General features: G+C 61.4%; 26 protein-coding genes. 16 read left to right on the forward strand and 10 right to left on the reverse strand.

All coding sequences use genetic code 11. The annotated features are described in order from the left end of the window. Positions 1 to 58: 58 nt before the first annotated feature. Complete coding sequence (locus ACP7B3_RS26115) at positions 59 to 1,480, reverse strand: ATP-binding protein (RefSeq protein ID WP_426181918.1); 1,422 nt, start codon at positions 1,478 to 1,480, stop codon at positions 59 to 61. Then, positions 1,477 to 2,187: a response regulator gene (locus tag ACP7B3_RS26120; RefSeq protein ID WP_426181921.1), complete on the reverse strand. Its 711-nt coding sequence runs from the start codon at positions 2,185 to 2,187 to the stop codon at positions 1,477 to 1,479. Before ACP7B3_RS26120 ends, ACP7B3_RS26115 begins: the two co-directional genes overlap by 4 nt. Before the next feature lie 197 nt (positions 2,188 to 2,384). Here ACP7B3_RS26120 and ACP7B3_RS26125 point away from each other — a divergent pair, with 197 nt between their 5' ends. The 15 genes from ACP7B3_RS26125 to pdeM all read left to right on the forward strand — a co-directional run bounded on the left by ACP7B3_RS26125 (position 2,385) and on the right by pdeM (position 19,931). Next, the gene (locus ACP7B3_RS26125; protein ID WP_426181924.1) at positions 2,385 to 2,879 is read left to right on the forward strand and encodes a TonB-dependent receptor plug domain-containing protein; all 495 of its coding nucleotides are present in this window, start codon (positions 2,385 to 2,387) and stop codon (positions 2,877 to 2,879) included. A 32-nt stretch (positions 2,880 to 2,911) separates the two neighbouring features. Then, on the forward strand, positions 2,912 to 4,027 hold the full coding sequence (locus ACP7B3_RS26130) for an ABC transporter substrate-binding protein (RefSeq protein ID WP_426181927.1): 1,116 nt from the start codon (positions 2,912 to 2,914) through the stop codon (positions 4,025 to 4,027). Positions 4,028 to 4,184: 157 nt separating this feature from the next. After that, complete coding sequence (locus tag ACP7B3_RS26135) at positions 4,185 to 5,243, forward strand: FecCD family ABC transporter permease (RefSeq protein ID WP_426181930.1); 1,059 nt, start codon at positions 4,185 to 4,187, stop codon at positions 5,241 to 5,243. Continuing rightward, positions 5,240 to 6,025, forward strand: coding sequence for an ABC transporter ATP-binding protein (locus ACP7B3_RS26140; protein WP_426181933.1), 786 nt, complete (start codon positions 5,240 to 5,242; stop codon positions 6,023 to 6,025). Before ACP7B3_RS26135 ends, ACP7B3_RS26140 begins: the two co-directional genes overlap by 4 nt. Before the next feature lie 93 nt (positions 6,026 to 6,118). After that, entirely contained in the window at positions 6,119 to 6,763 is a 645-nt protein-coding gene (locus ACP7B3_RS26145; protein WP_426181936.1) for a glutathione S-transferase N-terminal domain-containing protein, read from the forward strand. Between the two features lie 209 nt (positions 6,764 to 6,972). Then, the gene (locus ACP7B3_RS26150; protein ID WP_426181939.1) at positions 6,973 to 9,414 is read left to right on the forward strand and encodes a penicillin acylase family protein; all 2,442 of its coding nucleotides are present in this window, start codon (positions 6,973 to 6,975) and stop codon (positions 9,412 to 9,414) included. 201 nt (positions 9,415 to 9,615) lie between these two features. Then, the gene (locus ACP7B3_RS26155) at positions 9,616 to 10,620 is read left to right on the forward strand and encodes a ligase-associated DNA damage response exonuclease (protein ID WP_426181942.1); all 1,005 of its coding nucleotides are present in this window, start codon (positions 9,616 to 9,618) and stop codon (positions 10,618 to 10,620) included. After that, positions 10,617 to 12,251, forward strand: a complete 1,635-nt coding sequence (locus ACP7B3_RS26160) for an ATP-dependent DNA ligase (RefSeq protein WP_426181945.1) — start codon at positions 10,617 to 10,619, stop codon at positions 12,249 to 12,251. The genes ACP7B3_RS26155 and ACP7B3_RS26160 overlap by 4 nt, the downstream gene beginning before the upstream one ends. Positions 12,252 to 12,562: 311 nt before the next feature. Further along, positions 12,563 to 13,342 carry a transporter substrate-binding domain-containing protein gene (locus ACP7B3_RS26165; protein ID WP_106577139.1) on the forward strand — a complete coding sequence of 260 codons (780 nt, stop codon included), beginning with the start codon at positions 12,563 to 12,565 and terminating at the stop codon, positions 13,340 to 13,342. A 59-nt stretch (positions 13,343 to 13,401) separates the two neighbouring features. Further along, entirely contained in the window at positions 13,402 to 14,130 is a 729-nt protein-coding gene (locus ACP7B3_RS26170; protein WP_106577140.1) for an ABC transporter permease, read from the forward strand. Continuing rightward, the gene (locus ACP7B3_RS26175) at positions 14,127 to 14,837 is read left to right on the forward strand and encodes an ABC transporter permease (protein WP_145161917.1); all 711 of its coding nucleotides are present in this window, start codon (positions 14,127 to 14,129) and stop codon (positions 14,835 to 14,837) included. The genes ACP7B3_RS26170 and ACP7B3_RS26175 overlap by 4 nt, the downstream gene beginning before the upstream one ends. Positions 14,838 to 14,846: 9 nt before the next feature. Further along, positions 14,847 to 15,965 (forward strand): succinylglutamate desuccinylase/aspartoacylase family protein, encoded by a 1,119-nt coding sequence (locus tag ACP7B3_RS26180; protein WP_262207018.1) that lies wholly within the window; start codon positions 14,847 to 14,849, stop codon positions 15,963 to 15,965. 13 nt (positions 15,966 to 15,978) lie between these two features. Next, positions 15,979 to 16,743, forward strand: coding sequence for an ABC transporter ATP-binding protein (locus ACP7B3_RS26185; RefSeq protein ID WP_106577143.1), 765 nt, complete (start codon positions 15,979 to 15,981; stop codon positions 16,741 to 16,743). A gap of 57 nt (positions 16,744 to 16,800) precedes the next feature. Further along, entirely contained in the window at positions 16,801 to 19,281 is a 2,481-nt protein-coding gene (locus ACP7B3_RS26190; protein ID WP_426181952.1) for a ligase-associated DNA damage response DEXH box helicase, read from the forward strand. Then, positions 19,281 to 19,931 carry a ligase-associated DNA damage response endonuclease PdeM gene (gene pdeM / locus ACP7B3_RS26195; protein ID WP_404487236.1) on the forward strand — a complete coding sequence of 217 codons (651 nt, stop codon included), beginning with the start codon at positions 19,281 to 19,283 and terminating at the stop codon, positions 19,929 to 19,931. The genes ACP7B3_RS26190 and pdeM overlap by 1 nt, the downstream gene beginning before the upstream one ends. Before the next feature lie 30 nt (positions 19,932 to 19,961). Here pdeM and ACP7B3_RS26200 read toward each other — a convergent pair whose 3' ends face one another. Continuing rightward, positions 19,962 to 20,162 carry a hypothetical protein gene (locus ACP7B3_RS26200; protein ID WP_106577146.1) on the reverse strand — a complete coding sequence of 67 codons (201 nt, stop codon included), beginning with the start codon at positions 20,160 to 20,162 and terminating at the stop codon, positions 19,962 to 19,964. A gap of 107 nt (positions 20,163 to 20,269) precedes the next feature. Next, positions 20,270 to 20,836: a dCTP deaminase gene (dcd, locus tag ACP7B3_RS26205; protein WP_106577147.1), complete on the reverse strand. Its 567-nt coding sequence runs from the start codon at positions 20,834 to 20,836 to the stop codon at positions 20,270 to 20,272. Positions 20,837 to 21,225: 389 nt separating this feature from the next. On the opposite strand from dcd, the gene ACP7B3_RS26210 reads away from it, so the two are divergent. Then, positions 21,226 to 21,435, forward strand: coding sequence for a cold-shock protein (locus ACP7B3_RS26210; protein ID WP_002554837.1), 210 nt, complete (start codon positions 21,226 to 21,228; stop codon positions 21,433 to 21,435). 206 nt (positions 21,436 to 21,641) lie between these two features. Here the strand turns inward: ACP7B3_RS26210 and rpoS are convergent, their stop codons facing one another. From rpoS to ispF, 6 genes are all read right to left on the reverse strand, one after another. Continuing rightward, positions 21,642 to 22,652, reverse strand: coding sequence for an RNA polymerase sigma factor RpoS (gene rpoS / locus ACP7B3_RS26215; protein WP_016974430.1), 1,011 nt, complete (start codon positions 22,650 to 22,652; stop codon positions 21,642 to 21,644). A gap of 106 nt (positions 22,653 to 22,758) precedes the next feature. Then, complete coding sequence (locus tag ACP7B3_RS26220) at positions 22,759 to 23,595, reverse strand: peptidoglycan DD-metalloendopeptidase family protein (RefSeq protein WP_353188763.1); 837 nt, start codon at positions 23,593 to 23,595, stop codon at positions 22,759 to 22,761. A 209-nt stretch (positions 23,596 to 23,804) separates the two neighbouring features. Further along, positions 23,805 to 24,440: a protein-L-isoaspartate(D-aspartate) O-methyltransferase gene (locus tag ACP7B3_RS26225; protein WP_169850588.1), complete on the reverse strand. Its 636-nt coding sequence runs from the start codon at positions 24,438 to 24,440 to the stop codon at positions 23,805 to 23,807. A gap of 41 nt (positions 24,441 to 24,481) precedes the next feature. Next, positions 24,482 to 25,231 carry a 5'/3'-nucleotidase SurE gene (surE, locus tag ACP7B3_RS26230; RefSeq protein ID WP_145161904.1) on the reverse strand — a complete coding sequence of 250 codons (750 nt, stop codon included), beginning with the start codon at positions 25,229 to 25,231 and terminating at the stop codon, positions 24,482 to 24,484. Beyond that, positions 25,219 to 26,277, reverse strand: a complete 1,059-nt coding sequence (truD, locus tag ACP7B3_RS26235) for a tRNA pseudouridine(13) synthase TruD (RefSeq protein WP_262207025.1) — start codon at positions 26,275 to 26,277, stop codon at positions 25,219 to 25,221. Before truD ends, surE begins: the two co-directional genes overlap by 13 nt. Then, positions 26,274 to 26,747 carry a 2-C-methyl-D-erythritol 2,4-cyclodiphosphate synthase gene (ispF, locus tag ACP7B3_RS26240; RefSeq protein WP_012722614.1) on the reverse strand — a complete coding sequence of 158 codons (474 nt, stop codon included), beginning with the start codon at positions 26,745 to 26,747 and terminating at the stop codon, positions 26,274 to 26,276. The genes truD and ispF overlap by 4 nt, the downstream gene beginning before the upstream one ends. Positions 26,748 to 26,749 lie beyond the last annotated feature (2 nt).

A 26,749-nucleotide genomic window follows, 5' to 3' on the forward strand; every position in this document is an offset into this window, starting at 1 on the left:
GTTGGGCTGCGCAGCAGCCCCAATAAGATCAACGCGTTTCCTCAAACAGAACGCAATCTCAGGTTTTGGGGCTGCTTCGCACCCCAACGCGGGGCGAGCCCGCTCGCCACAACAGCAGCACCACCTCCAAGCCGCCGCCTTCCCGATTACTCAAACTCAACCGCCCCTCATGCGCCCGCGCAATCGTATGCGCAATGCTCAACCCCAACCCATACCCGCCCGTCTCGGCATTGCGTGAGCCTTCCACCCGGTAAAACGGTTCCATCACCTGCTCCAACTGCTCCTGGGGAATCCCCGGGCCACGGTCACTGATAACGATCCTCAAACTGTCCGCCTGATCCTCAACCTGCACCACCACCTCGCTACCATAGCGCACCGCGTTTTCCAGCAAGTTCTGCACACAGCGCTTGAGACTGCGCGCATACCCCGGCAGCGGCTGCTTCGCGCGGCCAATGATGGTCACGCTTTCGCCCACGTCCTCCAGGTCCGCCTGCAGGCTTTGCAGCAAGGCATTGATGTCGATGTTCTGTCGCGTCTCGTTGATCTCACCGCTGCTGACAAAGTCCAGGGTGCTGGCCACCATGTGTTCCATTTCTTCCAGGTCGCTGCGAAAACGCTCCTGGGTGCGCGTGTCTTCGAGCATTTCCGTGCGCAAACGCAGGCGTGTGATCGGCGAGCGCAGGTCGTGGGAAATGGCCGCAAGAAAGCGCGTGCGCTCGGCGATATTGGCGATCAGCCGTTGCTGCATCGCATTAAACGCCTGGGCGGCGCGGCGCACTTCAGTCGGGCCATCCACCGGTAACGGTGGGCGCTGGATGTCCCGACCCAGCGCCTCGGCGGCCTTGGCCAGGGCATTCAGCGGGCGGATGGCCAGGCGCACCGCCACCAGGGCGATGACCACCAGCACCAGCACCCGCAGCAAATAGATGCGCATCACGTAATCGAACCACAGGTCCAGCGGTGAGGTACTGGTCCAGCCCTGCTCTTCACTGGCGTCCACGTGCAACCAGCGCCCATCGGGCAGGCGCAGGTCGATCAGAAACTGCCCGACCACCGGTTTGGAGCTGAGTAAGGTTGAGAGCCCGGCGGTCCGCCCTTGGCCGTCGACCAACGACAGGCGTAAAAGGCTCAAGGTTTGCGCGTAGCCGGTTTTCTGCGCCAACACATGGTTGATCAGGCGTTCGGTGGGCCGGTCGCTGTCGTTGAGCGTGCTGGGCGTGTTGCTGGCCTGGTCGCTCAAGGTCAGCCGAAAGTGCGGCGCATCAAGCAGCTGGATCAACTGGTCGGCCTGCTGCGGATCGCTGTGCATCAGGCGCACCACGTCCGCCAAACGCGTGGCGATCAGCCGTGCGGGGATTTCCAGCACCTGGCCATGACGCCGGTCGTACCAGATGCTGCTGGTCAACGCCTGGGCCGCGAGCATGCCGCTGACCAGAATCAGCACCAGGCGCCCGAACAGCGAACGCGGCAGCAGCCTCACGCGCCCAGCACCACGTCATCGGCGGTGAGCATGTAACCCTCGTTGCGCACGGTCTTGATCAGCCACGCCGGCAGCTGCGAGCGCAGGCGGCTGACGCACACGTCGATGGAGCGGTCGAACGGCGTGCTGTCCTTGTCGAACACATGGTTGAGCAGAAAGTCGCGGCTCAATGGGCGATTCGGATGCTGCAACAACAGGCGCAACACGCGGTAATCCGAATTGCCCAGGCTGACCACCACGCCTTCGGGGCTGAGCAGTTGCCGCGCCCGGGTGTCGAGTTGCCAGCCCGCGAACCGAATGCTCGGCGCCTCATCCAGGCGCGCACGGTCCGGAAAACTCTGTACCCGGCGCAACACCACCTTGATGCGCACCAGCAATTCACGCGGGTCGAAGGGTTTGGGCAGGTAGTCGTCGGCGCCGATTTCCAGGCCGACGATGCGGTCGATCAACGAGCCCTTGGCCGTGAGCATCACCACCGGCGTGTTGGAGCTGACCCGCAGCTCGCGGCACAGGCTCAGGCCGTCTTCGCCGGGCAGCATCAGGTCGAGCACGATCAGGTCGATCACATTCAGCGCCAGGCGGCGGCGCATTTCCTTGCCGTCAGCGGCGGTGGACACCTGAAAGCCCGCGTCACTCAAATAGTCGCAGAGCAGTTGGCGGATTTGCGGGTCGTCATCAACGATCAACAGGTGGTCAAGCTTTGCCATGGGCAGTCAATCCGAAAACTCAAAACGCAGGAGATAGCCGAAAGCTCAGCCAGTGGTAAGCGCAAATGTAATGGAATGTTGTGGGAAACCATAATCACGCATCAGCGATACAAACCCGGAGTATGGCGGGCCGAATCGCTCTTTAGACTACCGAAGCTAAATGAGAGTAATTGTAATTTAGACTCGGATCACTGCCCATGTCACTGCCCACCCCGCACCGTCACACGCTGCACACCACCCTGGCACCGATGTTCGGCTTTCTCGCTGCCGGCATTGTCGCACCGACTGCCTGGGCCGATGCGCGCACCGCCACGCCTGACGATTCGGTGGTGAGCCTGCCGCAAATCAAGGTCGACGGCGAAGAAACCACCTCCGCCTTCAAAGTCGACCGGGTGACCTCGGCGAAAATCAGCCAGCCGCTGCTAGACGCGCCGCAAAGCGGGACCATCGTGCCGCAGCAAGTGCTTAAAGAGCGGAACGCGCAAACCCTGCAGGAAGTGTTGCGCAACGTGCCGGGCATCACCTTCATGTCCGGTGAAGGCAACCTGGGCTGGGGCGACCTGTTTTCGATTCGCGGCTTTTCGTCCGAGCAAAGCCTGACCGTACAGCCAGGTCGGCGCATCCCTCGACGGCTTCCAGCTCTACGGCATCCCGGGCGCCGGCCGCACCCTCACCGCCAGTGTCGATTATGAGTTCTAACTTTCCCGCATCAGGAGCCTCCGCCATGTTCAAACCCCGTAACGTGCTCAAGCTCGGCGTGCTGTTCGCCGCGCTGGTGCTCGGCCATGCCGAAACCGCCGCCGCCCATGAAGTCACCGACGTGCTGGGCCGCAAGGTCGAGGTAAAGGATGACGTCAAACGCGTGGTGCTCGGCGAAGGTCGCTTGATTTCGGCATTTGCCTTGCTCGACAAGGACGCGCCGTTCCAGCGCATCGTTGGCTGGCAGAACGACTTGAAGCTGCTGGACCCGCACACCTACAACGCCTATGTGGCGAAGTTTGCGACGGTCAAAGACATCCCGTTGATAGGGCAAGCCTCCGAGCAAAGCGTCAGCGCCGAGGAAATTCTCTCGCTCAAACCTGACCTGGCGGTGTTCAGCATTTCCGGCCACGGGCCGACCGAACACAGTGCGGTGGCTGACGTGCTGGCCAAGGCCGGCATCCCGGTGTTGTTCGTCGATTTCCGTATCAACCCGGTGCAAGGCACCCACACCAGCATGATCGCGCTGGGCCAGGCGCTGGGGCGTGAAGCCCAGGCCAACGCCTTCCTGGCCTTCTATGACCAGCACATCAAAGTCATCACCGACGCCGTCGCCACGCTGCCGGCGGGGCCGCGCCCGAGCGTGTTTCTGGAACTGCTGGCCGGTGCCTGGCAGGCACCTGGGCACACCACCGGCAAAAGCGGCATGGGTGAAGTGATCAAGCTGGTCGGCGGGCGCAATATCGCCGCCGATGTGGTGCCGGGTGCGCTGGGCGATATCAGCGTCGAGTACGCGCTGAAAGCCGATCCGGACGTGTACGTGGCCACCGGCAATCACAAGCCTGGGCTGATCCTGGGCGCTGGCGTAAGCCCTGATGAAGCACGTGAGGCGTTTGATCGGGTGTTGGCGCGGCCGGAATTCGCCAATCTTCGGGCCATCCGCGAGGGCAATGCCCACGGCCTGTGGCATGACTTCTACAACTCGCCGTACAACCTGCTGGCGATCGAAGCGCTGGCCAAATGGGTGCACCCGCGGCTGTTCGCCACGCTTGACCCGCAGGCGACCATGGCGCAAATCAACCAGCAGTTCCTGGGCATGCCGTTGCAGGGTGCTTACTGGATTGACGCAAAAGCCCAGTAACGCTTATCGCCCTGTTGGAATGCAGTCAGTGCGGGAGCTGGCTTGCCTGCGTTAGCAGAGTGTCAGCCACTGAATCAGTCGACTGATACACCGCTATCGCCGGCAAGCCAGCTCCCACATCTGGATGTTCATCGTTTGTTAAATGTGTGTGAGCCAAATGACCACTCAAACCCTCGACCTCGCCAGTGCCACTCACGGCTACCGCCGCTTGCTGGCACGCCGCGCCTGGCTGCTGGCACTGCTGGGCACGGCGCTGGTCTGCGCGATGCTGGTGGACCTGGCCAGTGGCCCGTCGGGCATGGGCCTGCCGGCTTTGCTCGACGGCATCCTGCACCCCTCGCACCTCAGCGCCACCGACCACGTCATCATCTGGAATGTGCGCTTGCCCTACGCGCTGATGGCCGTGCTGGTGGGCTGCGCGTTGTCGCTGGCCGGGGCTGAGATGCAGGCGATCCTGAATAACCCACTGGCCAGCCCGTTTACCCTCGGCGTGTCGTCGGCCGCCGCATTGGGCGCGTCGCTGGTCATCGTGTTTCCGGTGACCACGTTGTGGGTGTCGGCCAACACGGCGATTTCCATCTCGGCCTTTATCTTCGCGGCGGCCTCGGTATTTTTGCTGCAAGCCATGTCGCGCCTGCGCGGCGCGGGCGTGGAAAGCCTGGTGTTGTTCGGCATCGCGCTGGTGTTCAGTTGCAATGCCGTCGTGGCCCTGCTGCAACTGGTTGCCACTGAAGATGTCTTGCAGCAACTGGTGTTCTGGACCTTGGGCAGCGTGACCCGCGCCAACTGGGACAAACTCGGCATCCTCGCGTTGGTCGTGGCGGTGGTGATGCCGTTTTCTATCGCCGCCGCACCGCGCCTGACCCTGCTGCGCATGGGCGAAGACCGCGCACAAAGCTTTGGCGTGGACGTGAAGCGCCTGCGTTTTTTCTCGTTGCTGCGCATCAGCTTGTTGTCGGCCACCGCCGTGGCGTTTGTAGGCACGATCGGTTTTATCGGTCTGGTCGGTCCGCATATCGCGCGGATTCTGGTGGGTGAAGACCAACGCTTCCTGCTGCCCGCCAGCGCCTTGACCGGCGCGTTGCTGCTGGCGCTGTCGTCGATTGCCAGCAAGCTGATCATGCCGGGCGTGATCGTGCCGGTCGGCATCGTCACCGCGTTGGTGGGCGTGCCGATTTTCGTGGTGCTGGTGTTCAAGCGCGGGAGGCAGCTATGAACCAGGGCTTATCGGTGCACAACGCCAACGTCAGTTATGGCCGGCGGCAAATCGTGCATGACCTGAGCTTGCCTACCCTGCCCCACGGCAGCCTGACCGCGCTGATCGGCCCCAATGGCGCCGGTAAGTCGACCTTGCTGCGCGCCGTGGCCGGGCTGGAAAAGATGCAAGGCGTGGTAAGGCTGGGTGAGCTGGACCTTTCGGCCATGTCCGTGGCCGAGCGGGCGCGCCGCGTCACGTACATGCCGCAAAACCTGCCGCCGGGCCTGAGCCTCAGCGTGATGGAAAGCGTGATCGCCGCATTGCGCGTGGCCCATGTCGAAGGCATTCCCTTGTCCAACGAGGCCTGTCTGCGTGAAGCGTTTGAGGCGTTACAACGCATCGGCATCGCACACCTGGCCGATCAACTGTTAAGCACCTTGTCCGGTGGCCAACGCCAGCTGGTCAGCCTCGCCCAACTCATCGCGCGCCGCCCACAGGTGATGTTGCTCGACGAACCCACCAGCGCCCTCGACCTCAATTACCAGTTGAAGGTCATGGACTGCGTGCGTGGGCTGGTGCGCGAACACAACCTGATCGCCGTGGTGGTGCTGCACGACATCAACCTCGCCGCGCGGTTTGCCGACCACATTGCCGTGTTGCGCCAGGGCCGCTTGTACGCCAGTGGCATGGCGGATGAGGTGCTTGACCCGACGCTGTTTGCCGACGTTTACGGCGTGCGGGTGCGCATTGAACGGTGCTCGCAGCAGTCGTTACAGGTGCTGGTCGATGGGGCTGTGTGAAACGCTTCTAAGGTTAGACGAAAATGTTTGATTGAATTATTGCCCTTGGATCATCACCTATACCTGCAGGCATTCGCTCATTTGGAGAGCTTCATGATCGACCTGTATTACTGGACTACCCCCAACGGTCACAAAGTTTCACTGTTCCTGGAAGAAGCCGGTCTGCCCTACAAGGTGCACCCGATCAACATCGGCCAGGGCGACCAGTTCAAACCAGACTTCCTGAAGATTGCTCCCAACAACCGTATCCCGGCCATCGTCGACCAAAGCCCGAGCGACGGCGGCGCGCCGATTTCACTGTTTGAATCCGGCGCCATCTTGCTGTACCTCGCGGAAAAAACCGGCCAGTTCATCCCCAAAGACCTGCGCGGTCGCCAGGAGGCATTGCAGTGGCTGTTCTGGCAAATGGGCGGGCTGGGGCCAATGGCCGGGCAGAATCATCACTTCAGCCAGTTCGCACCGGAAAAAATCCCCTACGCGATCAAGCGTTACGTCGATGAAACCGCGCGCCTGTATGGCGTGCTGGACCGGCGCCTGGCGGACCGCGCCTTCGTGGCGGGCGAGGACTACAGCATTGCCGACATGGCGATCTACCCGTGGATTGTTTCCCACAAGTGGCAAAGCCAGCGCCTGGAAGATTTCCCCCACGTGCAGCGTTGGTTCAACAGCATCAAGGAACGCCCGGCGACCGTTCGGGCGTATGAGCTGGTGCAGAAAGTGAATCCGCCCAAAGCCTGATCTGAAGTCTTACTCGGTCAAAATGTGGGAGCGGGCTTGCTCGCGAATGTGGTGGTTCAGTCAGACCTTCGTTGACTGACACACCGCATTCGCGAGCAAGCCCGCTCCCACAGTTGATTTGCGCAAGACTCAAACTCCTGCTTGCGTCGTTTCGCCGCGCTCACTAACGTAGCGCCTTTAATGACGCTACCCCCCGCAGGAGCTTTGCCATGGCCTCGCCAGCCCTCTCACATTTTCTTCCCCGGTTCGGCGTTGCCGCGGCAGTGGCCAGTGCATTAAGCCTGGCCGGTTGCCAGCTCCAGAGCACCCAGGACACCCTGCCGCCCGTTGCCGGCGTGCAGCCGATCAAAGGTCTGGCACAGAATGTGTCGGTACGCCGCAATGCCCAGGGCATGCCGCTGATCGAAAGCAACACCTTCCATGACGCGCTGTTCAGCCTCGGTTATGTGCACGCCAGCGACCGCATCACCCAGATGGTCACTTTGCGCCTGCTGGCCCAAGGCCGTCTGGCGGAAATGTCCGGGCCGGAGGTGCTGGATGTCGACCGCTTCATGCGCGCGGTCAACCTGAAAAAAAGCGCCGGCGAGCTGTACAACGCGTCGTCGCCGCGCCTCAAGCGCTTCTTTGAAGTGTATGCCCGCGGCGTCAACGCCTACCTGTTCCGCTACCGCGACAAGCTGCCGCCGGACCTGGCCCAGACCGGCTACAAGCCCGAGTACTGGAAACCGGAAGATTCGGCGCTGTTGTTCTGCCTGTTGAATTTCAGCGAATCGAGCAACCTGCAAGAAGAACTCTCCTCGTTGGTGCTGGCGCAGAAAGTCGGCGTCGACAAGCTCGCCTGGCTCACGCCAAGCGCGCCGGATGAGCCAATCCCGGCGGACGAGGCCGACAAGCTCAAGGGCGTGAACCTGGGCCAGATCACCGGCCTTGCGGGCCTGGAAAGCGTCGGCCAGCAGTTGAACAGCCTCAACGCCCTGGCGGTCACCACCTCCAACAACTGGGCCATCGGCCCGCAACGCAGCCGCAGCGGCAAAAGCCTGCTGGCCAGCGACCTTGCCGCCCAGCCGCAAGCGCCGTCGCCGTGGAATTACGTGCAGATCCGTGCGCCCAAATACCAGGCAGTCGGCGCCTCGATTGCCGGTCTGCCGACCCTGTTGTCCGGCTTCAACGGCAAAGTCGCGTGGAGCATGAGCGCGGTCAAGGGCGACACCCAGGACCTGTTCCTGGAAAAGGTCAAACGCCAAGGCAACGCGTTGTACTACGAGAACAACGGCAAATGGCTGCCGGCCACCGTGCGCAACGAAACCTACTTCGCCAAAGGCCAGCGGCCACTGCGTGAAGTGGTCTACGAAACTCGCCACGGCGCCCTGCTCAACAGCAGCCAGGCGCTGACCAGCGGTTTCGGCCTGGCCCTGCAAACCGCCGACTTCAAGGACGACAAGAGCCTGGACGCGTTTTTCGACCTGTCCCGTGCGCAAAACGCCGGCAAGGCGTCGGACGCGACCCGGGAAATCCGCGCCATCGCCCTGAACATGATCTTCGCCGACGCCAGCAACATCGGCTGGCAAGTCACCGGCCGCTTCCCCAACCGCCGCGAAGGCGAAGGCCTGCTGCCGTCGCCGGGCTGGGACGCGCGCTTTGACTGGGACGGCTACGCCGACGCGATGCTGCACCCGTACGATCAGGACCCGGCCCAAGGCTGGATCGGCACCGCCAACCAGCGCACCGCGCCACGCGGTTATGGCATGCAGCTGTCCAATTCCTGGGATGCACCGGAGCGCAGCGAACGCCTGGCGCAATTGGCCAATGCCGGCAAGCATGACAGCCGCAGCATGATCGCCATGCAGTACGACCAGACCACCCCCTTCGCCGCCAAGCTCAAGACCATGTTCCAGGCACCGGGCATGGCCCAGCCGTTGAAACAGGCGATTGATGCGCTGCCGGCGGCTGATGCGACCAAGGCCCGCGAGGCGCTGAATCGCCTGATGGCGTTTGATGGCCGACTGGCGCCAACGTCCGCCGACGCGGCGATCTACGAGCTGTTCCTGCAGGAAAGCACCAAGCAGATCTTCCTCGACGAACTCGGCCCGGAAAACAGCGCCAGCTGGAAAGCCTTTATCAGCAACGCCAACCTGTCCTACTCCGCCAACGCCGACCACCTGCTGGGCCGCGAAGACAGCCCGTTCTGGGACGACGTGCGCACGGCGCAAAAAGAAGACAAACCGGCGATCCTGGCCCGCAGCCTGGCCGCCGCGATCACGGCCGGCGACAGCCAATTGGGCGCCGACCACAAGGCCTGGCAGTGGGGCAAGCTGCACACCATCACCTGGAAAAACACCAACGGCCAGGTGATTCGCGGCCCGTTCGCCAGCGGCGGCGACCACAACACCCTGAACCCGGCGCCCTACCGCTGGGGCCAGGACTTCACCACCACCCAGGTGCCGGCGCTGCGCATGATTGTCGACTTCGGCCAGATTGAACCGATGATGGGCCAGGGCGGCATTGGTCAGTCCGGCAACCCGGCCAGCCCGAATTATGCGAACGGCATCGACCCGTCGCTCAAGGCGCAATACCTGAGCTTCCCGATGCAGCCGCAGAACTTTGACAAGGTGTATGGGAAAACCCGCTTGACCCTCACACCCGGCAAGTAACCCGTTTTTTCACTGAAGAAACCGGATCAAAAATGTGGGAGCGGGCTTGCTCGCGAAGGCGGTCGATCAGTCACTGAATAGTTGGCTGAACCACCGCCTTCGCGAGCAAGCCCGCTCCCACATTGACCTTATGCATTCCGATAGAACTTCTCGCCCCACCGTCCCCTCATACCTGATAAGCCCATCGCCCCCGGCACGCCCATGGACCTTGTCATCGCCCGGCCCGAAGGCCTCTACTGCCCCGCCGGAGATTTTTACATCGACCCATGGCGGCCGGTGGAACGCTCGGTCATCACCCACGCCCACGGCGACCACGCCCGCACCGGCAACGAGCACTACCTGGCCGCTGCGCCCGGTGAAGGCATTTTGCGCTCGCGCCTGGGCCAGGACATCAATCTGCAAACCCTGGCCTATGGCGAAAAACTCGTGCACCACGGCGTGACCCTGAGTTTTCACCCTGCCGGGCACGTGCTGGGTTCAGCCCAGGTGCGGCTGGAATACCAGGGCGAAGTCTGGGTCGCCTCCGGCGACTACAAAGTCGAGCCCGACGGCACCTGCGCGCCCTTCGAACCGGTGCGCTGCCACACCTTTATTACCGAATCCACGTTCGGCCTGCCGATCTACCGCTGGCAGCCCCAGGCGCAGATTTTCGCCGGGATCAATGACTGGTGGCAGGCCAACATCGCCGCCGGCAAGGCCAGCGTGTTGTTCTGTTATTCGTTCGGTAAGGCCCAGCGCATCCTGCATGGCATCGACGCCAGCATTGGCCCGATCCTCAGCCATGGCGCGGTCGAACCCTTGAACCGCGTGTACCGCGAAGCCGGCATCTACATCCCCGAAACCCTTTATGCCGGCGACTTCAAAAAGACCGACCCGTTGCTGCGCCAGGCGCTGATCATCGCCCCGCCGTCCGCAGGCGGAAGCAGTTGGATCAAGCGTTTCGGCGACTACAGCGACGCGTTCGCCAGCGGCTGGATGCGCCTGCGCGGCACGCGGCGGCGCCGCGGTGTGGACCGTGGCTTTGTGCTCTCGGACCACGCCGATTGGCCGGGGCTGTTGTGGGCCATCGAGCAAACCGGCGCCGAACGGGTGATGGTCACCCACGGTTCTGTCGGCGTTCTGGTGCGTCACCTGCGGGAAAAAGGCCTGGATGCCCAGGGCTTCACCACCGAATACGGCGATGACGAAGAGGAGGTCAGCGCATGAAAGCCTTCGCCGAGTTGTACGCCAACCTCGACGCCACCACGTCCAGCAATGCCAAGCTCGCCGCGTTGCAGGCGTACTTTCGCCAAGCCCCGCCCGACGATGCAGCGTGGGCGGTGTATTTCCTGTCCGGCGGGCGGCCTCGGCAACTGGTGCCCACGCGCCTGCTGCGCGACATGGCCACCGAAGCCTCAGGTATCGAACCGTGGTTATTTGAAGAGAGCTACCAGTCGGTCGGCGATTTGGCCGAAACCATTTCCCTGCTGTTACCCGAATCCACCTACACCTCGGAGGATGGCCTGGCGGTGTGGCTCGAAGAAAAGCTGCTGCCCCTGCGGGGTTTGCCGCATCTGGAACTCGCCGAACGCCTGCCCGCACTGTGGGCCCAGCTGGATCAGCCGAGCCTGATGGTCTGTATCAAATTGATCACCGGCAGCTTTCGCGTCGGCGTGTCCAAACTGCTGGTCACCCGCGCCCTCGCCGCGATGGCCGACCTCGACAGCAAGCGCGTGGCGCAACGCCTGGTGGGCTACACCGACCTGTCCAATCGCCCTACGCCTGAAGGCTACCTCAAGCTGATCGCTGCCGAATCGTCCGACGAACACGCGCAACGCGGCGGGCAGCCGTATCCGTTTTTTCTGGCCCATGGGTTGTCGCAGCCGGTGGAACAATTCGACGCCCTGCTCGGCTCTCCCGCAGACTGGCAGGTGGAATGGAAGTGGGACGGCATTCGCGCGCAGCTGGTCAAGCGTGAAGGCCGGCTGTGGGTCTGGTCGCGGGGCGAAGAGCTGGTCACCGAGCGTTTTCCCGAACTGCACAGCCTGGTCAGCGGCCTGCCGGATGGCACGGTGATCGACGGCGAAATCGTGGTGTGGAAGGACGCGGTGCAACCCTTCGCGCTGCTGCAACAGCGTATCGGCCGCAAGACCTTGAGCAAAAAGGTGCTTGAAGATGCACCGGTCGCCGTCCTCGCCTACGACCTGCTGGAGTTCGAGGGCGACGATTGGCGCAACCACACCCAGGCCGAACGCCGCACCCAGCTCGAGCAGGTGATTGCCCAGTGCAACCAGCCTGTGCTGCTGCCATCTCCTTCGCTGACGGGGACCTCTTGGGCAGACCTCGCGCAGCAACGCGAGGCCTCTCGCCAGTTGGGCGTGGAAGGCATGATGCTCAAAGCCAAGGACGGCCTGTACGGCGTGGGCCGCACCAAGGACATGGGCGTGTGGTGGAAATGGAAAGTCGACCCGTTCAGCGTCGACGCGGTGTTGATTTACGCCCAACGTGGCCATGGGCGCCGCGCCAGCCTGTATAGCGACTACACCTTTGCGGTGTGGGATGGCCCGCCCGGCACCGAACGCACGCTGGTGCCGTTCGCGAAGGCCTATTCAGGCCTGACCGACGAGGAAATGCGCAAGGTCGACGCGATTGTGCGCAAAACCACCGTGGAGAAATTCGGGCCGGTGAGCAGTGTGACGCCGAGCATGGTGTTTGAGCTGGGCTTTGAGGGCATTGCCCTGTCCAAGCGCCACAAGAGCGGGATTGCGGTGCGGTTTCCCAGAATGCTGCGGTGGCGCCAGGATAAGGCGGTGGACGAGGCGGACAATTTGGCCACGCTGCAGGACCTCCTGACCTGAAATAAATCCTCATGTGGGAGCGGGCTTGCTCGCGAATACGGTGGGCCAGTGACAGATGAATTGACTGACCCGCCGCATTCGCGAGCAAGCCCGCTCCCACGTCTGATTCGCGTCAAGATCCAAAATGGTGCACTGAAAAATCAATGCCCATTTTCGGGCATCTCCTACACTCTCAACTCCCTTATCCCACCTTTTAAAACAGTCATTCGGAACTATGGTGCAGAAATTGCTACTTGTGATCCGTCTGACACCGTTCAGTAACAGTCCTAAACGCGCCACAAGCGCTTATCTTGGTTTCCAGGGATTACATAATGAAAAAAGCATTGCTGACCCTTTCTGCACTGGCTCTGTGCATGGCTGCTGGTGTTGCCACAGCCAAGGAATACAAGGAATTGCGTTTTGGTGTCGATCCTTCCTACGCGCCGTTCGAATCCAAGGCCGCTGACGGCAGCCTGGTAGGCTTCGATATCGACCTGGGCAATGCGATCTGCGCCGAGCTGAAGGTCAAGTGCAAGTGGGTTGAAAGTGACTTCGACGGCATGATTCCAGGCCTGAACGCCAACAAGTTCGACGGCGTGATTTCCTCGATGACCGTGACCGAAGCCCGTGAAAAGGCGATCGACTTCTCCAACGAGCTGTTCTCCGGCCCGACGTCCCTGGTGTTCAAAAAAGGCGCGAACTTCTCCACGCCTGAGTCCCTCAAGGGCAAAACCGTGGGCTACGAGCAAGGCACCATCCAGGAAGCCTACGCCAAGGCGGTGCTGGACAAAGCCGGTGTGACCACCAAGGCCTATGCCAACCAGGACCAGGTGTATGCCGACCTGACGTCCGGTCGTCTCGACGCTTCGGTGCAAGACATGCTGCAAGCCGAACTGGGCTTTTTGAAGTCGCCGGCAGGCGCTGACTACGAAGTCAGCAAGGCCATCGACGACCCATTGCTGCCATCCAAAACGGCGGTCGGTATCAAAAAAGGTAACAAAGACCTCAAGGCCTTGCTCGATAAAGGTATCAAAGCGTTACACGATGATGGCACCTACGCCACCATCCAGAAGAAACACTTCGGCGATCTGAACCTGTACAGCGGTAAATAACACCCTGGCGCCCACCTGTTTGAGGTGGGCGCTTTTTTATCGCCATAGGTCCTGAATTCATGTTTGAAGATCTTTTGCAAACCCTGGGGCTGAGCGCCTTCAGTTTGAAGGGGTTCGGCCCGCTGTTGCTGCAAGGTACGTGGATGACCGTGAAACTGTCGGTCGCCTCCCTGGCCGTCAGCGTCCTGCTCGGCTTGCTCGGCGCCAGCGCGAAACTGTCCAGCGTCAGCCTGATCCGCGTCCCCGCCCAGCTCTACACCACCTTGATTCGCGGCGTGCCCGACCTGGTGCTGATGCTGCTGATTTTCTACAGCCTGCAAATCTGGCTGACCGGTTTTACCGACTTCATGGAATGGGACTACATCGAGATCGACCCATTCAGCGCTGGGGTTATCACCCTGGGCTTCATCTACGGTGCCTACTTCACCGAGACCTTTCGCGGTGCGATCCTCGCCGTGCCGCGGGGCCAGCTGGAAGCGGCGACCGCCTACGGGCTCACGCGCGGGCAGCGGTTTCGCTTCGTGACCTTCCCGCAGATGATGCGCTTTGCCCTGCCGGGCATCGGCAACAACTGGATGGTGATGCTCAAGGCCACGGCGCTGGTGTCGATCATCGGCCTGGCGGACCTGGTCAAGGCCGCTCAAGACGCCGGCAAGAGCACCTACCAACTGTTTTACTTCCTGGTCATCGCCGCGTTGATCTACCTGCTGATCACCAGCGCGTCCAATGTCGTCCTGCGCTGGCTTGAGCGCCGCTACTCCGCTGGGTCCCGGGAGGCCGTGCGATGATCGAACTTCTGCAGCAATACTGGCGCCCCTTCCTTTATAGCGACGGCCAGCACATCACCGGGCTGGCAATGACCCTGTGGCTGCTCAGCGCGGCGCTGGTGATTGGCTTTGTGGTGTCGATCCCGCTGTCCATCGCCCGCGTGTCGCGCAAACGCTACATCCGCTGGCCGGTGCAGTTTTACACCTACCTGTTTCGTGGCACGCCGCTCTATATCCAGCTGCTGATCTGCTACACCGGGATCTACAGCATTGCGGCCGTAAGGGCGCAACCGGTGCTGGACGCGTTCTTTCGGGATGCGATGAACTGCACCATCCTGGCCTTCGCCCTGAACACCTGCGCCTACACCACCGAGATTTTCGCCGGGGCGATCCGCAGCATGGCGCATGGCGAAGTCGAGGCAGCCAAGGCTTACGGCCTGAGCGGCTGGAAGCTCTATGCCTATGTGATCATGCCGTCGGCGCTGCGCCGCTCGTTGCCGTACTACAGCAATGAAGTGATCCTGATGCTTCACTCGACCACCGTGGCATTCACCGCGACGGTGCCGGACATTCTCAAGGTGGCCCGGGACGCCAACTCGGCCACGTACATGACCTTTCAATCATTCGGCATCGCTGCGCTGATCTACCTGACCGTGACCTTTGCGCTGGTCGGGCTGTTTCGTCTGGCGGAGCGCCGTTGGCTGGCCTTTCTCGGGCCGAGCCATTAAGGAGTCGTCATGCGTCATCAGGTACATGATCTGATCGCGCCGGTGCCAGGCACGGCGCGGCAGATTCACAGTTTCCACTTCGGCCCGGAACAGGCTGAAGGCAAGGTCTACATCCAGTCATCGCTGCATGCCGACGAACTGCCGGGCATGCTGGTGGCCTGGCACCTCAAGGCCCGCCTCGCCGAGTTGGCGGCGGCCGGCAGGCTGCGCAGCGAAATCGTGTTGGTGCCGATTGCCAACCCGGTGGGCCTGGAGCAAGTGTTGATGGATATTCCGCTGGGCCGCTACGAGCTGGAAAGCGGACAGAATTTCAACCGCCGGTTTGTCGACCTCAGTGAAGAGGTGGGTAACCAGGTCGAGTATTTGCTGGGGGATGACGCGCAGCACAACGCCCGTTTGATCCGTGCCGCGCTGTCCAATGCCCTCGCCCGGCAAGCGGCCGACACCCAGTTGCAATCCCAACGCCTGGTACTGCAACGCCTGGCCTGCGATGCCGACATGGTGCTTGACCTGCATTGCGACTTCGAAGCCGTGGCGCACTTGTACACCACGCCCGAAGCCTGGCCGCAGGTGGAGCCGCTGGCACGCTACATCGGCTCGGAAGCCAACTTGCTTGCCACCGATTCCGGCGGGCAGTCCTTCGATGAATGTTTCACCCTGGTGTGGTGGCAGCTGCAGCAACGCTTTGGCGAGCGCTTCCCGATTCCCATGGGCAGCTTTTCGGTGACCGTCGAGCTGCGCGGCCAGGGCGACGTCAACCACGGCCTGGCCCGCCTCGACTGCCAGGCGATCATCGACTACCTGATCCACTTCGGCGCAATTGAAGGCACCGCGGCGCCACTGCCCCCATTGCCCTACCCGGCCACCCCACTGGCGGGCGTCGAGCCTGTGACCACGCCCGTTGGCGGTTTGCTGGTCTTCAGCGCCCTGCCCGGTGAATACCTGGAGGCCGGGCAATTGATCGCCGAAATCATCGACCCCCTTACTGACCGCGTAACGCCCGTGCACTGTAAAAGCGCCGGCCTGCTTTACGCCCGTTCGCTGCGGCGCATGGCCACAGCCGGCATGGTGATCAGCCATGTCGCAGGCCATGAAGCCTACCGCAGCGGCTACCTACTTTCGCCTTGAGGATGCACGCCCCATGTACAAATTGACCGTTGAAGGCCTGCATAAAAGCTATGGCGACAATGAAGTGCTCAAAGGTGTCTCGCTCAAGGCCAAGACCGGTGATGTGATCAGTTTGATCGGCGCCAGCGGTTCGGGCAAAAGTACCTTTTTGCGCTGCATCAACTTTCTGGAAACCCCCAACGACGGCGCGATGACCCTCGACGGCCAGCAAATCCGCATGGTCAGCGACCGCCACGGCATGCGCGTGGCCGACGACGCCGAGCTGCAACGCCTGCGCACACGGCTGGCGATGGTGTTCCAGCATTTCAACCTGTGGAGCCACATGAGCGTGCTGGAAAACATCACCATGGCCCCGCGTCGGGTGCTGGGTTGCAGCAAGAAGGACGCCGAAGACCGCGCCCGTCGCTACCTCGACAAAGTCGGCTTGCCGGCGCGCGTGGCCGATCAATACCCGGCGTTTTTGTCTGGTGGCCAACAGCAACGGGTGGCCATCGCCCGCGCCCTGGCCATGGAGCCGGAGGTGATGCTGTTCGACGAGCCGACCTCGGCCCTCGACCCGGAGCTGGTCGGTGAAGTTTTGAAGGTGATTCAGGGGCTGGCCGAGGAAGGCCGCACCATGATCATGGTCACCCACGAAATGAGCTTTGCGCGCAAGGTGTCGAGCCAGGTGCTGTTCCTGCACAAGGGCCTGGTGGAAGAGCAAGGTGCGCCTGCGGATGTGCTGGGCAATCCGAAGAGCGAGCGCCTGCAGCAGTTTTTGAGCGGCAATTTGAAGTAAACCTTTGCGGCGCCTGGAGGGTCTCTGAATGAGAGCCTCCAGAGCGTCAGCCCATCCATGGCAAAACCCCTCGACTTCGCAAAACACTGGTTTGCCGCCAAGGGCTGGAAACCGTTCGCCTTTCAGAAAGCGGTATGGGCGGCGGTCAAGCAGGGTCAGTCGGGCTTGCTGCATGCCAGCACCGGCGCGGGTAAAACCTATGCACTGTGGTTTGCCGCCCTCAATCGCTTCGCCATCACTCGCCCGCCCGCCACCGGCAAACGCAAACCGCCGGCTGAGCCGCTGACGGTGCTGTGGATTACACCCATGCGCGCGCTGGCCGCCGACACTGCACGCGCCCTTGAAGCGCCGCTGGCGGCCCTGCAGATTCCCTGGAGCGTCGGCCTGCGCACCGGCGATACCAGCAGCAGCGAACGCGCCCGTCAAACCCGCCGCCAGCCCACCGCTCTGGTTACCACGCCGGAAAGTCTTACGTTGATGCTGGCGCGTGCCGACAGTGAATCGAGCCTGGCGCACTTGCGCATGGTCATCGTGGACGAATGGCATGAACTGATCGGCAACAAGCGTGGTGTGCAGCTGCAACTGGCGCTGGCGCGCTTGCGGCGTTGGCATCCGGAACTGATGGTGTGGGGAATTTCGGCGACGTTGGGTAATCAGGCTCACGCACTGGAGGTTTTGGTCCCAGAAGGTGGCGGTATCAACGTGCAGGGGCAAACGGCCAAAACGCTGCAGGTCGATACCTTGTTACCGCCTACCACCGAGCGTTTTCCCTGGGCCGGGCATATTGGTTTGAAGATGTTGCCGCAAGTCGTCGCCGAAGTTGACTCCAGCAGCAGTTGCCTGGTGTTTACCAACACGCGGGCGCAGTCGGAGATCTGGTATCAGGCATTGCTCGAGGCGCGCCCGGATTGGGCGGGCGTGATCGCGCTGCACCACGGCTCACTCTCGCGCGAAACGCGCGACTGGGTGGAGCGAGCCTTGAAAGACGGCCAGCTCAAAGCGGTGGTGTGCACCTCCAGCCTGGACTTGGGCGTGGATTTTCTGCCGGTAGAGCGCGTGCTGCAAATCGGCTCGGCCAAAGGCGTGGCGCGCTTGATGCAGCGCGCCGGACGCTCCGGCCACGCGCCAGGGCGGCCGTCCCGGGTGACGCTGGTGCCGACCCACAGCCTGGAGCTGGTGGAAGCGGCCGCCGCCCAGGACGCGATCGCCCAACGGCGCATCGAAGCACGTGAATCGCCTTACAAGCCGCTGGACGTGCTCGTACAGCATTTGGTGAGCATGGCGCTGGGCGGAGGCTTTACGCCGGACGCGCTGCTGGCGGAAGTGCGCGGGGCCTGGGCTTACCGTGACCTCACGCAAGCCGACTGGGCCTGGGCGTTGGGTTTTGTGCGCCATGGCGGATTGTCGCTGACGGCTTACCCGGATTACCGCCGCGTGGAGCCCGATGAGCACGGCGTGTGGCGCGTGCCGGATGCACGCCTGGCGCGGCGCCATCGCATGAGCGTAGGCACCATCGTCAGTGACGCGAGTATCCAGCTGAAATTCTGGAGCAAAGGCGGCGGCGGCAAGAACCTGGGCAGTGTCGAGGAAGGCTTTATCGCACGGCTCAAACCCGGTGATGGTTTCCTGTTTGCCGGGCGTTTGCTGGAGCTGGTGCGCGTGGAAAACATGACTGCTTACGTGCGTCGCAGCACCGCGAAAAGAGCCGCCGTGCCGCGTTGGAATGGCGGGCGCATGCCGCTTTCCAACGAGCTGGCGCAGGCGGTGGTCGAGCGTTTTGATGCGGCGGCGCATGGGCATTTTGACGGCCCGGAAATGCAGGCGGTACAACCCTTGCTGCAAACCCAGTTGCGCTGGTCGGGCCTGCCGACGCGCACGCATTTGCTGGCCGAAGCCCTGAAATCGCGGGAAGGATGGCACGTGTTTCTTTACCCCTTCGCCGGACGCCAAGTGCATCTGGGCCTGGCCAGCCTGCTGGCGTGGCGGGTCAGCCAACAGCAGCCGGTGACCTTTTCGATTGCGGTGAATGATTACGGGCTGGAGCTGTTGAGTGCCACGCCGGTGGATTGGCCATTGCTGCTGAACGAAGCGTTGTTGAGTCCGCAAAATTTGCTGACCGACGTTATAGCCAGCCTGAATGCCGGGGAACTGGCCTTAAGGCGCTTTCGCGAGATCGCGCGCATCGCCGGGCTGGTGTTCGCGGGTTACCCCGGGGCGCCAAAAAGCACGCGGCAGGTTCAGGCCTCCAGCGGATTGTTTTTTGAAGTGTTCAAGCAATATGACCCGCAGAACCTGCTGCTGACCCAGGCCGGGGAAGAAGTCCTGCGTGATGAGTTGGATATTCGTCGGCTGGAACAGACATTGCGCCATCTGGCCGCGCTGAAACTGGACCTGCACCTGATCGAACGGCCTACACCGCTGGCCTTCCCACTGCTGGTTGAGCGGATGCGCGAGAGCATGAGTTCGGAGAAACTTTCGGAGCGCATTGCACGGATGGTCAAGGACCTGGAAAAAGTCGCAGATAACGGGAAACGCTGATGCACTGTTCGGTAATGCTTGAGGGAGAAGAGCTGTGGCTGCTGCCGGAAAAGGCCGTGTACTGGCCCTCACGTCGGTGCCTGCTGATTGCCGACGTGCATTTTGGCAAGGCCTCCGCCTACCGCAGCCTTGGGCAACCGGTGCCCCAAGGCACCACGACCGAAAACCTGCAACGCCTGGACCGGCTGTTATCGGCCTTGCCGTGCGAGCAGGTGATCTTTCTCGGTGACTTCCTGCACGGCCCCGGCTCTCACGCCAGCGGCACGCTGAGCGCCTTGAGAGCCTGGCGTGAGCGCAATCGCGACCTGAGCCTGACGCTGATTCGCGGCAATCACGATAAACGCGCAGGTGACCCACCGGCCGACTTGGGCATCGAGGTGGTGCCGGAGCCTTTGCTGATGGGGCCGTTCGCCCTGCAACACGAACCGGACGCGCATGCCAGCCACCATGTACTGGCAGGGCATGTGCACCCAGTTTATCGATTGCGCGGCAGGGGCCGTCAGAGCTTGCGCCTGCCGTGCTTTCAGCTCGGGTCGCAGATCAGCCTGCTGCCGGCGTTTGGCGCCTTTACCGGGGGTTATTCAGTGGAACAGCGCGACGATCGGCAGATCTTTGTGATCGGCGATGAGGACGTATGGCCGGTGTGCTGAAGAACCGGCCATGTCTCCTGCCCTGAACGATCAGGCGACAGGCGCGGGTGGCGGCTCATCGGGGAGCGTCGGTTCACCAGGCTCGGTGGGCGGTTGCGGCCAATCTTGATCAGGTTGACCAGGGATGCCGCCTGCATACGCAGGGTCGGCCATCAGGGACCAGGCCAGAACACCAATCTGGTTGGGTTCAAGCCGGGCGAGTTCGGCGCTGATTCGCGGGTCGATCTTCATAAAGTACTCCTCAAGCGTGGCTCGGCGCGTTTTGCACGCACCGAGGCAGTACACCCAATAGAGTCACTTCCCGCAGACTAATTCCCTTAACGTGTAAGACCTTTCGATCAAGCGCGTGGGAGTGTGACGCCACGCTGGCCCTGATACTTGCCTGCACGGTCCTTGTAGGAGACTTCACAAGCCTCGTCGGACTGCAGGAACAGCATCTGTGCCACGCCTTCATTGGCGTAGATCTTGGCCGGCAACGTGGTGGTGTTGGAGAACTCCAGGGTCACGTGACCTTCCCACTCGGGCTCGAGCGGCGTCACGTTGACGATAATGCCGCAACGCGCGTAGGTGCTCTTACCCAGGCAGATGGTCAGCACGTCACGCGGGATGCGGAAAAACTCCACGGTGCGCGCCAGGGCGAAGGAGTTTGGCGGGATGATGCACACGTCGCTCTTGACGTCGACGAAGCTCTTCTCGTCGAAGTTCTTCGGGTCGACGATCGCCGAGTTGATATTGGTGAACACCTTGAATTCATCGGCGCAACGCACGTCGTAGCCATAGCTGGAAACACCGTACGAAATCACCGGAGCGTCGCCGGCGCCACGGATCTGGCGTTCAACGAACGGTTCGATCATGCCGTGCTCTTGCGCCATGCGGCGAATCCACTTGTCCGATTTGATGCTCATGGCGGGTGTCCTGAATAGCGAGGTGGAAAAATTCTGTTGGGCATCTTACCGGGGCCGGCTGCGGGGTTCAAAGGGCGCAGGGCTTTTCTTGATGAATGCACCGGCTGCTGCAAGTCGCAGCCAACAGGGCCGGGGCTTATAGTGCGGTCCCCTGTGACTGTAAATACCACCGCCAGTCACGAAAATAGAGAAACCTTCGGAAATACCATTGGCACGTTCCGGAAAAAGGGTTAAGGTGGCGCCACTGTGCTGCTTGTGTCACTGAGAATCTCTACACGATATGTTGAATTTCGATCCAACCATCTCCAAGAATTTTTCCTGCTCTTTGCACTCAGTCTCGGCCAGGGCTTTTCCTGAGTCGCAGTTAACTTTGTCCAAGGAGATACACCATGTCTAATCGCCAAACTGGTACCGTTAAGTGGTTCAACGATGAAAAAGGCTTCGGCTTCATCACTCCACAATCCGGTGACGACCTGTTCGTTCACTTCAAAGCTATCCAATCCGACGGCTTCAAAAGCCTGAAAGAAGGCCAACAGGTTTCTTTCATCGCTACCCGCGGTCAGAAAGGCATGCAAGCTGAAGAAGTTCAAGTTATCTAACTTGTACTGACTTAGTCGAAAAAACCCCGCCCTCAAAAGCGGGGTTTTTTTATGCCCGGGATTTGACCCTCACGCAGACGTAATGCCGGGCACAAAAAAATGTGGGAGCGGGCTTGCTCGCGAATGCGATGGATAAGTCGGCACATCTGTCGACTGACACTCCGCATTCGCGAGCAAGCCCGCTCCCACACTTAGTCCCGCGTCGCTTATTGGAACAACGACTCACTCGACAAGCCATTCTTCTCCAGGATCTCACGCAAGCGCTTGAGGCCCTCTACCTGGATCTGCCGCACCCGCTCACGAGTCAGACCGATCTCCAGGCCTACGTCCTCCAGGGTACTGCTCTCATGGCCGCGCAGGCCGAAACGGCGAATCACCACTTCACGCTGCTTGTCCGTGAGCTCAGACAGCCACTGGTCAATGCTTTGGGAAAGATCATCGTCCTGCAACAGTTCGCAAGGATCCGTCGGACGATCATCCGTCAGGGTGTCCAGCAGGGTTTTATCCGAATCCGGACCCAGCGAGACATCGACCGAAGACACGCGCTCGTTCAGGCCGAGCATGCGCTTAACCTCGCCTACCGGCTTTTCCAGCAGGTTGGCGATCTCTTCAGGCGAAGGTTCATGATCGAGTTTTTGTGTCAGCTCACGCGCCGCCCGCAGGTAGACGTTGAGCTCCTTGACCACATGGATCGGCAACCGGATCGTGCGGGTCTGATTCATGATCGCCCGTTCGATGGTCTGACGAATCCACCAAGTGGCATAGGTCGAAAAGCGGAAGCCCCGCTCAGGGTCGAACTTCTCCACCGCCCGGATCAAGCCCAGGTTGCCCTCCTCGATCAGGTCCAACAGCGACAGCCCACGATTGACGTAGCGTCGGGCGATTTTCACCACCAGGCGCAAGTTACTTTCAATCATGCGTTTGCGCCCAGCCGGATCGCCTTTTTGCGACAAGCGCGCAAAATGGACTTCTTCTTCGGGAGTGAGCAGAGGGGAAAAGCCGATTTCATTGAGGTACAGCTGCGTCGCGTCGAGCGCCCGCGTGTAGTCAATGTACTTGTGTTGCTTTAACGCGGTGGAGTTCTTGGATTTGGTGCGAACTGAAGGTGTAGCAGACCCTTCATCATTCGACATCGATTCCTTTTCGGTGAGTATCTCCATTTCAAGGAGAACCTCATCGTCGATGTCAAACTCCGGCGCTTCTTTACTGAGAGCCATTGTTATAGTCCTTTGGTGAGTTCGACCTCAAGCTCAAGCGACGCCTCTATCCTTGGCAACGCTGGAGCCTGTTCCTTCTACGTGAGGGAACAGGCTGTGCAACACATCAACGACGGGGAAGGAATTGCAGCGGATCTACAGGTTTCCCTTGGCGGCGAATCTCAAAGTGCAGTTTCACCCGGTCTGTACCAGTTGACCCCATTTCGGCAATTGTCTGTCCGACTTTGACTTGCTGCCCCTCCCGAACCAACAGCCTGCGGTTATGACCGTAAGCACTGACGTAGGTATCGCTGTGTTTGATGATGACCAGTTCGCCGTAGCCCCGCAAACCACTCCCGGCGTACACCACTGTCCCATCAGACGCAGCTAAAACAGGCTGTCCCAAATCCCCGGCGATATCAATGCCTTTATTCAAACTACCGTTTGAAGAGAATTTTCCAATTAACACCCCGTTTGAAGGCCATCCCCAACCGGTCGGGGCAGGCCCTGCAGGCGGCAACGGCGCAGGCGCCGGTTTGCTCGCAACGGTAGGCGCGGCGGTGCCTGCAGGCCGGGTAATGATCGTGGTTTTGCTCGAAGACGACGGCGAAGATCCGGAATTTGTCACAACTGTCGTAGGCGTTGAACCGGTGCGCCCATCGAAACGAATGGTCTGACCTGGATGTATCGTATAGGGCACAGGAATATTGTTACGAGCTGCGAGCGCCTTGTAATCCCAGCCGTAACGGAAGGCGATCGAGAACATCGTGTCCCCCTTTCGCACTACATACTGCCCGGTGGTGACCGTCGGTTTTTGCGGCGCTGCTTTATTGCGGTCAACCACCCGCGCACCGCTCGATGGCGTGCTCGAACAGGCCGCCAATAAGGAACTCAAGACAAGGCCAAGCACCAGTCGCTGAAAGCTTGTTTTACTCATACGCTGCGCAGGACCTGTGAGACTCACCCGCCGCTCCCTTTGTGGTGGCTGAACATGAACGCCTGTATCAGGCTTGAAATATGACGCAAGTATAACTGGGCATTGGATTTTTACCGGCACACGACTGAAACGAAAAATTCATCATGTTTAAACCCGGTTTCCCATCATGTTGACTCTATAAGCCCCGCTGTAAGACACATCCCCACCCACAGAATTCACTGTTTGCGAATAAATGATCAGGCCAGCGGGCCATTGAGCAACGGTACAAAGCGCACGGCGCCCAGTACGTGCCGGGAAAAGCCTTCGTCTTCCCGGATAATGAGCATCAATTGTTGCACTTCGCCGGAGCCCACCGGGATAACCAACCGCCCGCCAGGTGCCAGTTGATCCAGCAACGCCTGCGGTACATCGGTAGCAACGGCGGTAACGATGATGCCGTTATACGGCGCCAGCGCCGGCCAGCCTTCCCAGCCATCGCCCCAGCGAAACACCACGTTACGCAGGTTGAGCTCCACCAGGCGCTCCTTGGCGCGGTCCTGCAGGACCTTGATGCGCTCCACCGAGAACACCCGCTCCACCAGTTGCGACAGCACGGCAGTCTGGTAGCCCGAACCGGTGCCGATCTCCAGCACTTTGTCCAAAGGCCCCGCCGCCAGCAACAGCTCACTCATGCGCGCGACCATATAAGGCTGCGAAATGGTCTGGTTGTGGCCGATGGGCAATGCGGTGTCTTCATAGGCCCGATGCGCCAGGGCTTCGTCGACAAACAGGTGGCGTGGTGTGCGCCGGATGACTTCCAGCACCTGGGCGTTCGACAGCCCTTCTTCGTACAGGCGCTGGATCAAACGCTCGCGGGTACGCTGCGAGGTCATCCCGATGCCACGGCGCAGCAGGTCGTCTTGTTCACGCGCCATCAACGCAGCCCCTCGAGCCAGCCATCGAGACTACTGAAGGCATCACTGAAAGTGCGATCAAGCTGCAACGGGGTAATCGATACATAACCTTGCATCACCGCATGAAAGTCTGTGCCCGGGCCACCGTCCTCGGCGTCGCCGGCTGCCGCAATCCAATAACCTTCCTTGCCGCGCGGATCGACCACTTTCAGGGGCGCGGCCGCACGGGCGCGATGGCCCAGGCGCGTCAGTTGGATGCCGCGAATATGGTCGAGGGGCAAGTTAGGGATGTTGACGTTGAGCACTGTGCGCGGCGGCAGGTCCAGGGACCCGTGGGCCTCCACCAGTTTGCGGGCGAAATACGCCGCCGTCGCCAGGTTATCCAGCTGCCGCGAGGCAAAGGAAAAGGCGAACGAGGTGCGGCCCAGGAAACGCCCTTCAAGCGCCGCCGCCACCGTACCGGAATACAGCACGTCATCGCCCAGGTTGGCGCCGAGGTTGATGCCCGACACCACCAGGTCCGGCTCCTGCGCCAACAAGCTGTTGATCGCCAGGTGCACGCAATCGGTGGGCGTACCGTTCACGCTGATAAAGCCATTGGCCAGAACCTGCGGGTGCAACGGACGGTCGAGCGTCAGCGAACTGCTGGCGCCGCTCTTGTCCTGGTCCGGGGCAACCACCACACACTCGGCGTAATCTTCCAGCGCAGCATAAAGCGCGGCAAGGCCGGGTGCGGTGGCACCGTCATCGTTTGATATCAGAATACGCATGGGCTGTCCGTCTGCCCCACCGGCACCAGATCAACAAGCTCGCGCACCAAGACAGTGGCGAAGCATCCGGCCGGCAGGACGAATTCCAGTTGCAGAATGTCCAGCGAGGGATAATGCCACGTCAACCCGCCAATGGGCAGTCGCAGAATGCGACGTTCCTGGCTCATGCCGGCATTCACCAGCCAATCGCGCAGGTCGGCTTCACCGTCGGCGATTGCCTGTTCCAGCGCGAAGGTTGCCCCCGACGCCGGCGAATCGCCTTCGCCCCACTGCGGCCCTGTCGGGTGCAGGTCCAGAATCGCCAGGCGCGGGTCGCTGCATTCAGCCTCCCCCGCCGGGAAAAAACTGCGGCTGTCAGTAAACGCCAGCAAGTCGCCGACCTGGGCGCGCTGCCAGGAACCGTCTGCAACACGTGCCGCCAGGACTTTATTGAAGAGAAAACTACGCGCGGTAGACAGCAGCCGCGAGCGCACATTGCGCTGCTCCGGCAAGGCCTTGCGGGCCGCCCATTCACGCGCGTCCGCCACGTTGCCGCCGTTGTGGCCGAAGCGCTGGGCGCCGAAGTAGTTGGGGATGCCGTGCTGGGCAATCTGCTGCAAACGCGCGTCGATGGCGGCGGTGTCGCCAGCCAATTGGGTCAGGCGCAGGGTAAAACCGTTGGCCGAATGCGCGCCACGCTGCAGCTTGCGTTTGTGACGGGCCATCTTGAGGATTTTGAGGGTGTCGTTCTGCGCACCGCTCATGTCCGGATCGGCCTTGCCCGGCAGTTGCACGCTGAACCACTGGCGCGTCAACGCCTGGCGATCCTTGAGCCCGGCATAGCTGACGGTGCGCAGCGGCACGCCGGCGGCCTTGGCGATGCGCCGCGCGGCTTCTTCGGTATTCAAGCCGCGCTTTTCAACCCACAGCCACAAGTGCTCGCCGTCGCCGGTCAGCGGAATATCCAGCACTTCGTCTACCTGGAAATCTTCAGCCGTCGCTTTTAATACCGCGCTGCCCAAAGCCTCGCCGTAGGCCCGCGGGCCCAACAGTTGCAAGTCATTCATGCGCGCAGCAACAAGGCAACGGAGTGCACCGCGATGCCCTCTTCCCGTCCGGTAAACCCGAGTTTTTCGGTGGTGGTGGCTTTCACGTTGACTTGATCCAATTCAATTTGCAGATCCGCGGCAATCAGTGCGCGCATCGATTCGATATGCGGGGCCATTTTCGGTGCCTGGGCCACGATGGTGTTGTCGACATTCCCGACCTTCCAGCCCTTGGCGTGGATCAGGCCGACCACATGGCGCAGCAGGACGCGGCTGTCCGCCCCCTTGAAGGTAGGGTCGGTGTCTGGAAAGTGCTTGCCGATATCGCCCAACGCCGCTGCGCCGAGCAAGGCATCGCTCAAGGCGTGCAATACAACGTCGCCGTCGGAATGAGCGAGCAACCCATGGTGGTGTGCAATGCGCACGCCGCCCAAGGTGATGAAATCGCCTTCAGCGAAACGGTGCACATCGTAGCCGTGGCCAATACGCATAA

It is taken from the genome of Pseudomonas sp. TWRC1-2, from assembly GCF_049896685.1.
In the GTDB taxonomy this organism is placed as follows: domain Bacteria; phylum Pseudomonadota; class Gammaproteobacteria; order Pseudomonadales; family Pseudomonadaceae; genus Aquipseudomonas.